Origin of the sequence: Streptomyces sp. NBC_00386, assembly GCF_036063235.1 — a bacterium.
In the GTDB taxonomy this organism is placed as follows: domain Bacteria; phylum Actinomycetota; class Actinomycetes; order Streptomycetales; family Streptomycetaceae; genus Streptomyces.
In genome coordinates this window covers 9,968,401-9,984,630 of the sequence record NZ_CP107950.1, presented here as the reverse complement: position 1 = coordinate 9,984,630, position 16,230 = coordinate 9,968,401, and the positions used below count along the sequence as shown (strand labels likewise).

At 72.2% G+C, this 16,230-nt stretch carries 6 protein-coding genes; all 6 read right to left on the bottom strand.

Annotated features, from left to right (window positions below):
* Nucleotides 1-582 (bottom strand): DUF6817 domain-containing protein, encoded by a 582-nt coding sequence (locus OG780_RS43655; protein WP_328443600.1) that lies wholly within the window; start codon nucleotides 580-582, stop codon nucleotides 1-3.
* A 172-nt stretch (nucleotides 583-754) separates the two neighbouring features.
* Nucleotides 755-1,516, bottom strand: a complete 762-nt coding sequence (locus OG780_RS43650) for an ABC transporter permease (protein ID WP_328443601.1) — start codon at nucleotides 1,514-1,516, stop codon at nucleotides 755-757.
* Nucleotides 1,513-2,487 (bottom strand): ATP-binding cassette domain-containing protein, encoded by a 975-nt coding sequence (locus OG780_RS43645; RefSeq protein ID WP_328443603.1) that lies wholly within the window; start codon nucleotides 2,485-2,487, stop codon nucleotides 1,513-1,515. Before OG780_RS43645 ends, OG780_RS43650 begins: the two co-directional genes overlap by 4 nt.
* Nucleotides 2,488-2,685: 198 nt before the next feature.
* Nucleotides 2,686-3,405, bottom strand: coding sequence for a thioesterase II family protein (locus OG780_RS43640; RefSeq protein ID WP_328443605.1), 720 nt, complete (start codon nucleotides 3,403-3,405; stop codon nucleotides 2,686-2,688).
* 59 nt (nucleotides 3,406-3,464) lie between these two features.
* Nucleotides 3,465-8,450 (bottom strand): non-ribosomal peptide synthetase, encoded by a 4,986-nt coding sequence (locus OG780_RS43635; RefSeq protein ID WP_328443607.1) that lies wholly within the window; start codon nucleotides 8,448-8,450, stop codon nucleotides 3,465-3,467.
* 5 nt (nucleotides 8,451-8,455) lie between these two features.
* Nucleotides 8,456-16,222, bottom strand: coding sequence for a non-ribosomal peptide synthetase (locus tag OG780_RS43630; protein WP_328443609.1), 7,767 nt, complete (start codon nucleotides 16,220-16,222; stop codon nucleotides 8,456-8,458).
* Nucleotides 16,223-16,230: the final 8 nt, after the last annotated feature.

Below are 16,230 nucleotides of genomic sequence, written 5' to 3'. Positions count from 1 at the left end.
TCAATTCCTGCGCATGTCCCCGGGGTTGCAGGTGCCGGGCGGTCGGCGGCCGGCTCCGTCCAGCACGTCGCGGCAGTGTGCCCAGGCCTGCTCGGACAGCAGCGGCCGCCATCGGGTGAAGAGTTCGAGCAGGTCCGCCCCGTGACGCATGCGGACATCGGGGCTGATCGCGGCGATGTCGAGCTCGTTGGCGGCGGTGAGTTCGGCGAAGTCCCGACGCGCGTCGGGACCCGGGTGCATCCGGGTGCCGGTGAACCGGTCCACGAACGCGCCCCGGACGTCGGTCAGTCCCCGGTAGGAGGAGGCGCGGTCGCAGGAGGCGTAGAAGTAGACGAGTGCTTCGGCCTCGGCGCCGATCGCCTCGACCAGTTCCGCCCGGTGCCCCAGATCCAGGAGCGCGACCGGGAAGCCGTCGGTGCCGTAGAACGCGTGACACAGCCCGGCCGACGCAAGCGCCGGGCGAGCACCCCACGAGGCGAGAAGGGCACCGACTCGCTCCAGGTGCGCCAGCAGTGTCCCGCCGGGGTGTTCGATCCTTTCCGCTCCGGCCGCGCGCAGGAGCGCCAGTGCTTGTGCGGTCATCTCAACCTCACCCGTCCATGGGCCGCCGTCTGAGTTGAAGCACCCACGATCGTAGGCGGGGCGGCAAGCCCCGCGGGTACGGAGGTGCGGCAGCGCGAAGCCGCCCCGGTGACGTGGGTGCGCCGGGGCGGCTCGGGGTGGGGGCCAGCCGGTGGGCGCCGGCCGGTGGGGGTCAGGCGCGCTTCTTGAACGTGGACAGCGCCCACACGTAGCCGAGGACGGCGAAGCCGACGCACCAGGCGACGGCGGCGATCGCGTCGCCGTTCGACACATGGCCGGCCAGCAGTCCGCGCAGCGTCTCGATGATCGGAGTGAAGGGCTGGTACTCGGCGAACTGCTTCACGCCGGCGCCCATCGTGTCCGCGGGCACGAACGCGCTGCTGAGGAACGGCAGCATGATCAGCGGCACGGTGGCCAGGCCGGCCGACTCGGTGGTCTTCGCGGCCAGGCCCATGGCGACGGTGAGCCAGCTGGCGCCGACGGCCAGGAGCACGAACAGGCCGAGCACGCCGAGCCAGTCCAGAGCGCTCGCCTCGGGGTCGAACCCCATGGCGAAGGCCACGCCGACGATGGCGGCGCAGGCCACCAGGCAGCGCACCGTGGTGACGACGACGTGTCCGGTGAGCATGGCTCCGCGGGAGACGTCCATGGTCTTGAACCGGTTGATGATGCCCTTGGTCATGTCGTCGTTCACGGCCGTCGCGGTGGCCCCGAGGCCGTAGCTGACGGCCATCACGAGCAGGCCCGGTGTCGCGTAGTCGATGTAGTGCTCGCCGACGCTGAAGGCGCCGCCGAACACCTTGACGAACATCAGCATGATGACGATCGGGAACAGGACCGCGTTGAACATCGTGGTGGGGTTGCGCAGGGTGTGCTTCACGTTGCGGCGCAACATGATGCTCGAGTCGGCGAACGCCGTCGCGACCGTGCTCATCGCGCGATCGCCTCCTTCTTCTGGCTCGTGTCCTCGGCGTTCTCGCTGTCCTGGCCGGTGTGCTCGGTCAGGGCGAGGAAGACGTCGTCGAGGTCCGGGGTGTGCACGGAGAATTCCTGTGCGTTGAGGGTGTGTTCGTCCAGGCGGTCCAGCAGGGCCCGCAGCGACCTCGACTGGCCGTCGCTGGGCACCCGCAGGATCAGCTCCTCCTCGTCCCGCGTGGAGTCGGCGAAGATCCCCGCGGCGGCGTCGAGCTGGAAGACGTCGGCGAACCGGAGCCGTACGTGGGTGCCGGGGATCTGGCGCTTGAGTTCGTCGGCCGTGCCCTGGGCGACCAGGCGGCCCTGGTTGAGGACCGCGATCCGGTCGGCGAGCTGGTCGGCCTCCTCGAGGTACTGGGTGGTGAGGAAGATGGTGGTGCCCTCGGCCACCAGCTCGCGGACGATCCCCCACAGGGTGCGCCGGCTGCGCGGGTCGAGACCCGTGGTCGGCTCGTCGAGGAAGATGATCTGCGGGCTGCCGACCAGGGTCATCGCCAGGTCCAGCTTGCGGCGCATACCGCCGGAGTAGGCCGACGCCAGCTTGTCCGCCGACTCCCCCAGGTCGAACCGCTCCAGCAGCCGGTCGACCACCTGGCCGCCGGAGCGCACGCGCTTGAGGTCCGCCATCAGTTGCAGGTTCTCGCGGCCCGACAGCAGGTCGTCCACTGCGGCGAACTGGCCGGTCACGCCGATGGCGGCGCGTACCTCCTTGGTCGCGGTCGCCACGTCGTGCCCGGCGACGTGCACCGTTCCGGCGTCGGCGGTGAGCAGCGTCGTGAGGACGTTCACCGTGGTCGTCTTGCCCGCTCCGTTGGGACCGAGCAGGGAGAAAACCGATCCCGCGGCGACTTCGAGGTCGATGCCGTCGAGCACGACCTTGTCGCCATATGCCTTGCGCAGCCCTGAAACTGCGATAGCGGAACTCTTCATGCCTCCACTGTCGGGCCGGGGGCCGACAAGGCCCTGTCACACCCCTTTCACGGCCCTGGAGTCCTCCTCGACGGCACGGGTTCCCGTCCCGGAAGCGGAATCCGGGCGGGCGCGGACGTGCGAAGGGCGCCCGCCGGAGCGGACGCCCTTCGTGCACACCGTGGCCGCAGGCCGGGCCGGGTCGATGCCGTCACCGCGTCAGCGGTCCCGGGCGCACTCCGCCTCGATCACGTCCAGGATCTCCCGGCCCTGGTCGACCAGGTACATGTGGTCGCCCGGGAACTCGGCGTAGCGGAACGCGGCCGTGGTGGCGTCGCGCCACTGGCGGCCCTCCTCGGCGGTGACCAGGCCGTCGTGGCCGCCGCGCAGCGAGGTGATCGGCACCGGCACGGGGGCGTCGGTGCTGGGGACGTAGGCCTCGTGCATCTCGCAGTCGGCCTGGAGGGTGGGCAGGATCAGCTCCCGCATCTCGGGGTGGTCCAGGGCCTCGTGCCGGAACCCGGCGAACTCCTCGATCCGGGCGAGGAACTCCTCGCCCTGGAGGCCTGCCGCGCGGCGCTCGCGCTGTGTCCAGGGCCCCGGCGAGCCACTGACGACCAGCCGTTCGACGTGCACGCCGCGGGCGCCGAGCAGGTGCACCAGCTCGTAGGCGAGGACCGCGCCCAGGCTGTGCCCGAACAGCACGGCCCGGCTGCCCTCGCCGAGGTCGGCGACGACGGCGTCGATCTCGTTCTTGGCCGCCTCGACGACGTTGCGGTACGGCTCGTCCAGGATTCGCCGCTCCCTGCCGGGCAGTTCGACCGAGGTCACCCGCCACCGGTCGGCGGCCAGGTCCTGCCACGGGTGGAAGAAGGAGGGGCCCGCTCCGGCGAACGGCACGCACAGCAGCGTGGTCCGCTCCCCCGGTCGTTCTGACATGCCGGGTCCTGTCACCCCGACCAACTCCTCTCGCTCGTCACCGGGTCGGTTCTTTCCGGTCACCGCTCGGCCAGCTTGCGGGCGATGACCCGCATGATCTGGCCCGCGGGCTTGGGCATGTGCAGGTCGTGGTGGGTGGCGTCCACGTCGTACTCCTCGATGGTTCCAAGGACGTGCGGCCGCCAGTCGGGGCCGTAGGAGGTCACTCCGTCGACCTTGTCCAGCCTGGCGTTGAAATAGAGCACGTCGCCGCGGTAGACCGGCGACTCGAAGACGCCCATCTTCTGCAGGTTGTTGGCGCCCACCTGCGACATGGTGTCGAGGAAGGCGTCCATGTTGACGGTGTTCATGAACTTGCCGAAGACTTCCTCGATATCGGCGCGGTAGAGCTCCTTGGTCCGGCCGGCGACCTCGCGGAAGCCGTTGTTCGTGGCGGAGTTGGCCGGCTGGGAGTCCAGGACGGCGATGAGGCCGACCTCGAGGCCGCGCCGGTCCATCGCCTCGGCGACGGCGTGCGCGATGGGACCGCCGAAGGACCAGCCGATCAGGTAGTAGGGGCCTTCCTGCTGGACGGCGAGGATCTGGTCCAGGTAGTCCTCGACCATCTCCTGCACCGAATCGGCCATCGGTTCCTTGCCGTTGGAGCCGCGGGACTGCAGGGAGTAGGCCGGCCGGTCGGGCACGTGGGGCGCGAAGGTGAAGAACGCCCAGCCCAGGCCGCCGCCGCCGTGGAAGAACCACACCGGCTCCTTGCCCGTGCCGGGGTCCCGGTTCAGCGGCAGCACGACGTTGAAGGAGTCGTCGTGGTCGCCGGGGATGCCGCCGATGAGCAGCAGCGCCGCGAGTTCGGCCACGGTCGGGTACTGGATGATCGTCCGCAGGGGCATGTCGACGCCGAACCGCTTGCGGATGCGGGCGCTGAGGCGGGTGGCGAGCAGGGAGTGCCCGCCGAGGGCGAAGAAGTCGTCGTCGATGCCGACCCGTTCCAGTTTGAGCAGTTCGCTGAAGAAGGAGCACAGGTCCTGCTCGTGGGAGTTGCGCGGCTCGCCCTTGCTCACGGTGGTGGTGTGCTCCGCGGGCAGCGCCCCCCGGTCGATCTTGCCGGCCGGGTTCAGCGGAAGCCGTGACAGCGGCACCATCGCGGCCGGGACCATGTAGTCCGGCAGCCGCGCGCCCAGGTAGGCGGGCAGTTCGGCCAGCAGCGGGCCGATCGCCTTGGCCAGCGCGGGTGCGTTGGCGCGGATGCCTCCGGCCACCGCGCTGGGCACGAACCCTCCGGTGACGGTCCGCGGCCGGGGCAGCAGCACCGCGTCGAAGCTGTGGACGGCCTCGCCCGACCAGGTGAGCACGGCGTCCAGGCCCTGCCGGCGCGCCCAGGCGGCCAGGTCCTCGGGGTCGAGCGGCCTGCCGGTGGGGGCGTCCTCGGCGACGACACCGGCGAAGGTGGCCGCGGCTGCCTCCTCCACCAGTCGCGCGTTGGGTATGCCGGTCACCCGCAGCGGGCCGCCCGCCCGCTCCACCTGTGCGGCCAGTCCGTCCAGGCCGGACACCTCGCCGCCCCACACCAGCGCGGGCACACCGGTCAGGTCGAGGGCGTCGGCCCTCTCCTTGTGCAGGACGGCCTCGTAGCGGTGGCGGGTCAGCGCGTTGTGCGCCTGCCCGGCCTTGAGCCGGATGTCGGCGCCGACGGCGTGCCGCGCCGCCCACTCGGCGAACCATTCGGGGGCGACGAGCAGTTCCCGCTCGGCGAGCAGTGCCTGTTCCACCGCCGCCCGGATCTCCTCGTGGGAGGCGTAGGGCTGTTGGGCGCGCTGCTCCGCCGTCGCCAGGATCCGCTGGGTGGCGGCGTTGCGGATGTCGCCGACGATGATCCGGCCGCCGGGTGCGAGCAGGCCGAGGGCCTGGGTGAGTACCTGGTCAAGGTATTCGGCGCTCGGGAAGTACTGGATGACGGAGTCGAGGACGACGGTGTCGAAGCTGCCCTGGGGCAGCTGGGAGAGGTCGTCGGCGGCCTGGACGCGGAGGTGGACGCGGTCGCCGTGGCCGGCCGCCTCGGCCTGGTGGCGGAGCCGGTCGATCGCGGCGGCACAGAGGTCGGTGCCCCAGTACGCGTCGACCTCGCCGGCGATCCTGGCGAGGAGCAGGCCGGAGCCGGCGCCGATCTCCAGGACCCGGCGTGGCGCGTAGCGCAGGATGTGGGCGGCCGCGGCGTCCTGCCACTGGCTCAGTTGTTCCGCGGGGATCGGCTCGCCGCCGTAGACGTTCTTCCAGGGCTGGAAGTCCTCGCCCCAGGCCTCGTCCGCGAAGTCGGCGTGGGCGTCGTCGTGGATCTGGCGCCATTCCTCGACCTGGGCGGTGGTGTCGGCGACGGCGGCGTCGGGGTCGGGTTCGATGTAGGCGACCAGGCGCTGGTCGCCCTTCTGGTCCTCGCGGACCACGACGGCGGCCTGTGCGACGAAGGGGTGTCCGCTCAGGACGTGGTCGATCTCGCCGAGTTCGATGCGGAAGCCGCGGACCTTGACCTGGGAGTCGGTGCGGCCCAGGTATTCGACCTGGCCGTCCTTGTTCCACTTCACCAGGTCCCCGGAGCGGTACATGCGTGCGCCGGCCGGTCCGAAGGGGCAGGCCACGAACCGCTCGGAGGTCAGGGCGCTCTGGCCGAGGTAGCCGCGGGCCAGGCAGGTCCCGGCGAGGTAGAGCTCGCCGGCGACGCCGGGGGCGACGGGGCGCAGGGCCGCGTCCAGGATGTAGACCTGGTTGTTCCAGATGGGGGTGCCGATCGGGACGCGGTCGGCGCCGGGGACGTGCTGCCAGCCGGTGATCTCGACGGTGGCCTCGGTGGGGCCGTAGAGGTTGTTGGCGGTGCAGCCGGGGAGCAGGTCGGTGAAGCGGTTGGCGAGGGCGGGCGGGAAGGCTTCGGCGGCGACCTCGATCCAGCGCAGGCTGGTGCAGTGGGCGGCGGCGGGTTCGGTGACGAACGCGGAGAGCAGGGAGGGCACGAAGAACGCGGCGGTCACCTGTTCGCGCTGGATCAGTTCGGCGAGGTAGGCGGGGTCGCGGCGGCCCTCGGCGCTGGCCACGACGACGGATGCGCCCATCTGCAGGTTGGAGAACATCTCCGGCACCGAGGCGTCGAAGCTGGCCGAGGTGCTCATCAGCATCCGGTCCTCGACCGTGACCCGGAAGTGTTCCAGGCCCCACTCGATCCGGTTCGTGATCGAACGGTGCGCCACGGGCACGCCCTTGGGGCCGCCGGTGGAGCCGGAGGTGAAGATGACGTAGGCGGCGTTGTCCGGCGACAGGTCCCGCACGGGGTCCGTCTCGGGATACCCCGACACGTCCGGCAGGGTGTCTTCGAGCAGCAGCAGTGGCTTGGCGCTCGCCAGGACGTGGCGTACGCGTTCGGCGGGCAGTTCGGTGTCCAGCGGCACGTAGGCGGCGCCGGCCTTGACCACCCCGTACACGGCGACGAGCAGGTCCACCGAGCGCGGGATCTTCACGGCGACGAGTTGTTCGGGGCCGGCGCCCTGTTCGATGAGCCAGTGCGCGAGCTGGTTGGCGCGCCGGTTGAACTCGGCGTAGGTCAGGCTCTCGTGCTCGCCGATCACCGCGACACGGTCGGGAGTGCGGGCGACCTGGGCCTCGAACGCGTCGGGCAGGGTGGTACCGGTCACCGGGTGGACGGTGTCGTTGACCTGCCGTACCAGGCGGTCGCGTTCGTCCTCGCCCAGCACCTCGATCGAGCTGAGCGGCGCCCCGGGCGCGGCGGCCACCTGCTCGAGGACCCGCACGAACCGGTCGGCGAGGGCCTCGGCGGTGTCGCGGTCGAAGAGCTGGGTGGCGTACATGAGGTCGCCGCGCAGTGCGCCGGTGGTGTCGTAGGCCAGGCTGAAGAACAGGTCGGCCAGGGAGGTGTTGGTGAGGTACTGCTCGAACTCGACCTTGAGTCCGGGCAGTTCGAAGTCGGCCTTCTCGAAGCTCTGCCAGGCGAACATCACCTGGAACAGGGGCTGGTAGGAGGTGGAGCGCTCGGGGTTGAGCAGTTCGACCAGGGTCTCGAAGGGGACGTCCTGGTGCTCGTAGGCGGCCAGCGCCTTGTCGCGCACCTGTGGGAGCAGGTCGGTGAAGGAGGGGTTGCCCGAGAGGTCGACGCGCAGCACCTGGGTGTTGACGAACAGGCCGACCAGATCGGCCAGGCCCTCGTCGGTGCGTCCGGCGATCGGGTTGCCGATGGTGACGTCCTCGCCGCCGCTGAGCTTGCCCAGCAGCACGCCGAGCGCGGCCTGGACGACCATCGACATGGTCATGCCGCGCTCGTCGGCGAGCTTCTGCAGTTTGGCCGCGGCCTGCGGCCGCACCACGAGCGGGAACGAGTCGCCCTTGGAGTCCCGGGTGGCGGGCCGCGGGCGGTCCAGCGGCAGGCTGAGCGGCTGGGGCACTCCGGCCAGTTCCTTGCGCCAGTGGTTGGCCTGGGCCGCGGCCAGTGAGCCGGGGTCGGCGACGTCGCCGAGGAGTTCGCGCTGCCACAGCGCGTAGTCCTTGTAGGTCACGGCCAGGGGCTCGTACCGGGGTGCCCGGCCGGCCAGGCGGGCGGTGTAGGCGGTGGTCAGGTCGCGGGCCAGGGGGCCGCCGGAGACGCCGTCGGAGGCGATGTGGTGGATGAGCAGGACCAGGACGTGTTCCTCGGGCGAGCAGCGGAACAGGCGCACCTGGAAGGGGATGTCGGCCATCAGGTCGAAGCGGTGCGCGATGAACGCGTCGACCGCGGCGTCCAGGCCGTCGGGTGCCACCTCGATGACCGGCACCTCCACCGGTGCCTGGGCCGCGGGCAGGATCCGCTGGTGGGGTTCGTCGTTGTCGTCCAGCACGTAGGTGGTGCGCAGCGTCTCGTGGCGGGCGACCACGTCCTGGATCGCCGCGACGAGGGCGGTCTCGTCCAGTGGCCCCTTCAGCCGGAAGGCCGGGGAGATGTTGTAGGTCTCCGCCCCGCCCTCCAGCTGGTGCGTGAGCCACATGCGGCGCTGTGCAAACGAAAGCGGAATCACGGGTTCTACTCCTCTGGGATCATCCTGCGCAGAGCGGGGCGAAGGGGTACGGCCGATTCCTCCGACCATGCGGCGAGCGCCGCGACCGTCGGCAGGTCGAAGATCTTCCGGATGGGTATCTCCATCCCGATCTCTGAGCGGGCCCGGGTGATCAGCCGGGTGGCGAGCAGGGAGTGCCCGCCGAGTTCGAAGAAGCCGTCGTCGACACCGACCTTCTCCAGTCCGAGCACCTCGGCGAACAGCCTGGCCAGCGCCTCCTCGCGCGGGGTGGTGGGCGCCCTGAAGGGGGTGTGGGAGGTGAGGTCGGGTGCGGGCAGGGCCTTGAGGTCGAGCTTGCCGTTGGGCGACAGGGGCAGCCTCTCCAGCGGCACGTAGGCGGCGGGCACCATGTACTCGGGCAGCCGGTCGGCCAGATGCTCCTGGATCTCGGCCGCGTCCGGCACGCTCGCGCCGTCCACGGGGACGAGGTAGGCGGCCAGGTAGGGGGTGGTGTCGCCGGGCTGCTGGGTCACGACGGCGACCTGGGCGATGCGCGGATGGGTGGTCAGGGCGGCCTCGACCTCGGCGGGTTCCACCCGGTAGCCGCGGATCTTGACCTGGGTGTCGATGCGGCCCAGGTGCTGCAGCTCGCCGCCCGGGGTGAAGCGGGCCAGGTCGCCGGTGCGGTACATCCGCGAGCCGGCGGGCCCGTAGGGGTCGGGGACGAAGCGGTCCGCGGTCAGGGCCGCCTGGCGGTGGTAGCCGCGGCCGGCGCCCGCCAGGTACAGCTCGCCCGGGGTGCCCGCGGGCAGCAGGCCAAGTCCGGGACTGAGGATGTAGGCCCGTACGCCGGGGAAGGGACGCCCGATGGGCACACCCTGCGTGTACGGCTCGTCGGGGTCCAGGAGGAAGCCGGTGGCGTAGAACGTCTCGCTGGGGCCGTAGCTGTTGATGACGCGGGCCTTGGGCCAGCGGGTGCGCACCCGCTCCGCCAGGACCGGGGTCAGCACCTCCCCGGAGATGTTCAGTGCCGTGGGGTCGATGCGGTCGGCGAGCTGGTCGACGAGCTCGGCGAAGGCGGAGGGCACCGAGCAGATGACGTCGACGTCCCAGCTGTCGCGTTCGGCCAGTTCCAGCACGTCGCGCACGATCTCGGCGGTGCCGCCCCGGGTGAGGGCGGCGAAGGTCTCGAAGGTGGCGACGTCGAAGCCGAAGGAGGCGGCGACCAGGATGCGCCGTCCGGCCTCGGCCCCGGCCTGCGCGACCATCGTGTCCACGGCGTTGACGACGGTGGACTGGGTGACGCCCACGCCCTTGGGCACGCCGGTGGAGCCGGAGGTGTAGATGACGTAGGCGAGGCTGTCCGGACCGGCCTTCGGCCGCGCCCCGGCCCGCGGGGCGTCCGCGGGCGGGGCCAAGAGGTCGATGTCGTCGAGGAGGAGGACGGGGATGTCGGTGGCGGGGACGAGGTCGCGGGTGCCGGTGTCGGTCAGGACCAGGTGGGGCCGGGCGGTGGGCAGGACGTGCGGGAGCCGGGCGGCGGCGTAGGCGGGGTCGACGGGCAGATACGCGCCGCCCGCCTTGAGCACGCCCAGCAGGGCCACGACCATGTTCACGGTGCGCGGCAGGACCACGCCGACCACGGTCTCCGGGCCCACTCCGTGCCGAGCCAGTTCGGCCGCGAGCGCCTCGGCGCGGGCGTCCAGCTGGGCGTACGTCAGCGACTCGCCCCGGGCGGCCACGGCGACCTTGTCCGGGATCCGGGCCGTCTGCGCCTCGACCAGTTCGGTGAGCGTGACGTGGCGGGCGCGGGCGGCTTCGTCGTCGAAGGGGGCCAGCATCCGCTCGCGTTCGCCCTCCTGGAGCGCGTCGATCTGCGCGATCCTCAGCGCGGGGTCGGCCGCCAGCTGCCGCAAGAAGCGCACCAGGCGGGCCGCGTACGTCTCCACCGTGTCCCGGTCGAAGACGCCCGGCGCGTACTGGATGACGAGCTGCAGATGCGGGTCGGCCGCCGCCGTCAGGCACAGCGCGTAGTGGTTGCCGGCGGACGGGCGCAGGCCGGTGAAGGTGATCCCGTCCGCGGCGTCGCTGGCGTCCTCCAGGCCCTCCCGGTCGACCGGGTAGGACTCGAAGACGACCAGCGTGTCGAACAGGGACCGTACTCCGGCGGACTTCTGGATCTCCGCGAGCCCGTGGTGGTGGTGCTCCGCCAGGCCGGCCTGGCGGCGCTGGAGGCGGTCCAGGACCTCGCCGACGGTGTCGCCGGGCGCGTGGGTCACCCGTACGGGAAGGGTGTTGATGAACATGCCGACCATCGACTCCACGTCCGTCACCGCGGGCGGGCGCCCGGAGACGGTCGCGCCGAACACCACGTCCTGGCGGCCGGTGAGCTGGCCCAGCAGCAGCGCCCAGGCGCCCTGCACCAGGGTGTTGACGGTGATGCCCAGCTCGGAGGAGCGGCGTACGAGTTCGTGTGCCTCCTCGACGGGCAGTGCGACCTCGACCTGGTCGCGGACGCCGTCGTCCGTGTCGGCGGAGTCGGGGGCGAGCAGGGCCGGCTCGCCGAGCCCGTCGAGTTCGCCCGCCCACGCCCGCGCCGCCTCTTCGGGGTCCTGGCGGGTGAGCCAGGACAGGAAGTCGCCGTAGTCGCGGGTGGCGGGCAGTGCGGAGGCGTCGCCGTCGGCGGCGTAGAGCAGCAGCAGGTCCTGCATCAGCAGCGGTGTGGACCAGCCGTCGTAGAGGGCGTGGTGGGCGGTCAGGACGAGTTCGGGCCGGTCGGGGTCGAGGACGGCCAGGGCCAGGCGCATCAGCGGCGGGGTGTCCGCGTCGAAGTAGGCCTTCTGGTCCTCGGTGAGGAACCGCTCGAACGTCTCGTCGCGTTGCGGCTGGTCGAGGGCGGTCAGGTCGAGGTGTCGCCAGGGCAGCGTCACCGACTCCGGGATCACCTGGACGAGGTCGCCGTCGGCCCGGTCGACGAACGCGGCGCGCAGGACGGGGTGGCGGTCCAGGAGTGCCTGCCCTGCGCGGTGCATCCGCTGCGGGTCGACCCTGCCGGACAGGTGGAACACCAGCTGGATGTGGTACGGGTCGAACGACGCCCCGGCGAGCTTGGCCTGGAAGAGGATCCCGGACTGGGCGGGGGTCGCCGGCCAGATCCTGGCGAGCCTGCCGAAGCGGGCCTCCCAGGCGTCGATCTCCGCCTGGCCCACCGTGACCAGGGGTGCGTCGCCGGGGGTGAGGCCGCCCGCGTCGGGGGTGGTGGCGTGGCGGGCCAGCGCGGTCAGCGCCTGGGTCCACAGTGCGGCCAGTTCGGTGACGTCCTCGCGGGACAGGACGCCGGTGGGGAAGCCGAAGTAGGCGGTCAGTTCGTCGCCGTCGCCGGTGTCGGTGGCCACCGCGTTGATCTCCAGCGCGGACAGGACCGGCATGTCCGCGTCCGGTGCGGCGATCAGGTCGCGGTGGGTGGTGTCGGGTGCCCAGCCCAGGCCCCGCAGTTCCTCGGGGATGTCCGCGCCGGAGGCCTTGCCGAGGTAGTTGAAGCCGATCTGCGGGCGGCGCAGGCGGGCCAGCGCGGGCGCGGTCTTCGCGTTGAGGTGGCGCAGCAGGCCGTATCCCATGCCGTGGTCGGGGACGGCCCGCAGCTGTTCCTTGACGGCCTTGACGGCCCGGCCGGCGGCGGGGCCGCCGGCGAACGCGTCGGCCAGGTCGATGCCGGTCACGTCCAGGGCGACCGGGTACATGGCGGTGAACCAGCCGACGGTGGCGGACAGGTCGGCGCCGGGTACGAGGTGGTCCTCGCGGCCGTGGCCCTCGAGCCGGACGAGGGCCGGGGTGGCGGGCACGCCGCGGGTGCGGCGCCAGCGGGCCAGGGCCAGGGCGAGGCCGGTGAGCAGGCCGTCGTCGACGCCGCCGCGGAAGAGGGCGGGCACGGTGTCGAGGAGGGTGGCGGTGACATCGGCCGGCAGCTGGACGCGGACGGTGTCGACGGTGGAGGTGACATCGCGTGCGGGGTCCAGCGGGCGGGCGCCCAGGACCGGTTCGTCACCGGCGAGGACGTCCTGCCACAGCGGCAGTTCGGCGATGCGCCCGGCGGTGGCGGCCTGCTCGGCGAGCGCGTGCGTCCAGCGCCGCAGTGAGGTGCCCGCGGGTGCCGGCAGGGGTTCGAGGCCGCCCTTGACCTGCTGCCAGGCGGCCACCAGGTCGGGCAGCAGGATCCGCCAGGACACCCCGTCGACGACCAGGTGGTGCAGCACGATCAGCAGCCGGTCGGCCCCGGTGGCGCAGGTGAACCGCACGAACTGGGCCATCACGCCGGCGTCCGGGTCCAGGCGGCCGGCGGCCGCGTCCAGTTCGGCCTGCACGGTGGCGGCGTCGTAGGGGACCTCGCGCACCAGCGTGGCGGCGTCCACGGTGCCCGCCTCGCGCATGCGCAGGCCCTTCTCGGCCCGGTCCAGGTGGGAGCGCAGCACGTCGTGCCGGTCCAGGAGGGCCTGCAGGGTCGCGGTGAGGCCGGCCTGGTCGATGTCCTCGGGCAGGGTCAGCAGCGCGGACATGCAGAACCGGCCGACGGGGCCGCCCAGGGCGAGGACGTGGGCCGCGGTCGGCGGCAGCGGGGCCCAGCCCACGCCGCCGCCCGGCAGCTCGGCCAGGGTCACGCGCTCCTCGTCGGCCCGGCCCTCGACCAGCTCGGCGAGCCGGGCGACGGTGCGGTGCTCGAAGATCTCCCGTGTGGTGACGACGACGCCGCGGGTCTTGGCGCGTGCCACGACCTGGATGGAGCGGATGCTGTCGCCGCCGCCGGTGAAGAAGTCGTCGTCGACGCCCACCTGCCCGGCGCCCAGGACGTCGGCGTAGACCTCGGCCAGCACCCGCTCGGCCTCGGTGCGCGGCGCGCGGTACTGGGTGCCGGTGAACTGCGGCTCGGGCAGGGCTGCCCGGTCCAGTTTGCCGTTGGCGGTCAGCGGCAGCCTCTCCAGGACCATCAGCTGGGCGGGCACCATGTAGTCGGGCAGCCGCTTGGCCGCGAACCGGCGCAGATCGGCCACCGAGACACCGGCGTTGATGTCCGCGTCGCCGCCTGTGGCACCGGCTCGGGCCACGTAGCCGACGAGCCGCTTGGTGCCGGAGGGGTCCTCGCACACGGTGACGACGGCCCGGGCGACGGCGGGGTGCTGGGCCAGGACGGTCTCGATCTCGGTGGGTTCGACGCGGATGCCGTTCACCTTGACCTGGTCGTCGGCGCGTCCGGCGTACCTGAGCCGGCCCTCGGCGTCCCACCGGGCCAGGTCGCCGGTGCGGTACATCCGCGTGCCGGGCGGGCCGAAGGGGCAGGCCACGAAGCGTTCCGCGGTGGCGGCACTGTTGTGGTGGTAGCCGCGGGCGACCGGGCCGGCGACGTACAGTTCGCCGATCACGCCCGGCGGGGCCGGGGCCAGTTCGGGTCCCAGGACGTGGGCGCGCATGTTGGCCAGTGGTGTGCCGACCGGTATCGCGCCGGTGTCGCTCCCCTGCCGCGGGACGGTGTGGGTGGAGGCGTAGAAGCTCTCGGTCTGGCCGTAGGCGTTGATGACGCGGGTGCCGGGCAGGATCCGGCGCACCGTGCGGACCATGTCCGCGGAGAGCGCCTCACCGGCGAAGATCACGGTTTCGACGTCGAGGCGCAGTCCGGGGCCGCCGTCGGTGGCGACCTGATCGAGCAGTGCGGCGAACACGGTCGGCACGGCGCTGATGGTGGTGCCCGACCAGGCGTCGCGTTCGGCGAGTTCGAGGACGTCGCGGACGATCTCGACGCTCGCGCCGCAGGTCAGCGCGGTGAAGATCTCGAACACGGAGACGTCGAAGTTCACCGAGGTCGCGGCGAGCATCCGTGAGCCGGCCTCGACGTGGGTGCGCCGGGCCAGGTCCCGTACGCCGTTGACCACGGCGGCGTGGGTGACGGCGACGCCCTTGGGGGTGCCGGTCGAGCCGGACGTGAACATCACGTAGGCGAGGTGGTCCGGGCCGGTGCCGGCGTCCGGTGCCTGGACGGCGGGCCCGTCCAGGCTCAGGTCGTCGAGGTGCAGGACGCGCCGTGCGGCGTTGGCGACGGTGGGCGCCGTCGCGTGGTCGCTGATCACCAGGGCCGGATCGGCGGTGGTGAGCAGCAGGTCGACGCGCGCGGCCGGGTAGTTCGGGTCGACGGGCAGGTAGGCGCCGCCGGCCTTGAGGACGGCGAGGAGGGCTACGGCCAGGTCCGCGGAGCGGGGCAGTGCCACGGCGACCAGGACGTCCGGCCCGACGCCGTGTTCGCGCAGCACGGCGGCCAGCCGGCCGGCGCGGGTCTCCAGTTCGCGGTAGGACAGTTGCGCCGGCCCGCAGACCACCGCGGTCGCGTCCGGTGTCCGTGCCGCCTGGGCGGCGACCAGGTCGGCCATCGTCGTGTCCGGCACGGGCGCCGTGGTGTCGTTCAGCCGGGTCAGCCGGTCCTGTTCGGCCGTGGTGAGGATCTCCACCCGGCCCAGGCGGGTGCCGGGGTCGGCGACGACCTGGCGCAGCACGCGGACGTAGCGGTCGACCAGACTCTGGGCGGTGGCGTGGTCGAACAGTTCCGTCGCGTACTCCAGGCGCCCGTAGGCGCGGCCCGAGGGGTCGGGGACGATGTTGAAGAACAGGTCGAACTTGGCGGTGTCGGTGCCCAGCGGGACGGGGGTGACCTTGAGGCCGGGCACCTCGAGGGGGGACCAGGCGAACTGCCAGGCCAGCATCACCTGGAACAGGGGCTGGTAGGCGGTGGTGCGCTCCGGGTCGAGGAGTTCCACCAGGTGCTCGAAGGGGACGTCCTGGTTGTCGTAGGCGCCCAGCGCCCGGTCGCGGACCTGGTCCAGCAGATCGCCGAACGACGGGTTGCGGGAGAGGTCGACGCGCAGCACCCAGGTGTTGGCGAAGAACCCGATCAGGTCTTCCAGCTGCTCGTCGGGGCGCCCTTCGATGGGGCTGCCGATGGTGAGGTCGTTGCCGGCGCCGAGGTGGTGCAGCAGCACCGCGAGCGCGGCCTGGGCGACCATCGGCGCGGTGGCGCCGTGCTCGGCGGCCAGGCGGCCGATCCCGGTGACCACGTCGGGTTCGAGTTCGAGGTCGACATGGCCGCCGCGGTGGCCGGCCGAGGTGGGCCGCGGGCGGTCCAGCGGCAGCTGCACCGGCTGCGGCACTGCGGACAGCTCGCGGCGCCAGTAGTCGAGTTGCTCGAAGGCGACGCTGTCGGGGTCGTCCTCGTCGCCCAGCATCTGCCGCTGCCACACGGTGTAGTCCTTGTACTGCACCGTGAGCGGCTGCCAGTCGGGGGCCTGGCCGCGCCCGCGGGCGGCGTAGGCGGCCAGCAGGTCGCGCAGGAACGGGGCCATCGACGCGCCGTCCGCGGCGACGTGGTGGAAGACGAACACCAGCACGTGCTCGTGCGCGGAGAGGCGGAAGACGCGGGTGCGCAGCGGCAGGTCCGTGTCCAGTTCGAAGCCTTCGCCCACGAAGCGGCGCATCGCCTCGTCCACCGCGTCCGCGGCCACGTCGACCACCCGGAAGGCGAGGTCGGCCTCCTGGGGGTCCAGGATGCGCTGCTCCGGGGTGCCGTCCGGCCTCTCGACGAGCAGGGTGCGCAGGCTCTCGTGCCGGGTGGCGACGTCGGTCACCGCCGCGGCCAGGGCCTTGGTGTCCAGCGGCCCGTCCAGGCGCAGCACGAACGGGATGTTGTACGTCGCGGACGGCCCCTGCAGACGGTGGAGGAACCACAGCCTGCGCTGGGCGAAGGACAACGGGATCATCGTGCTAC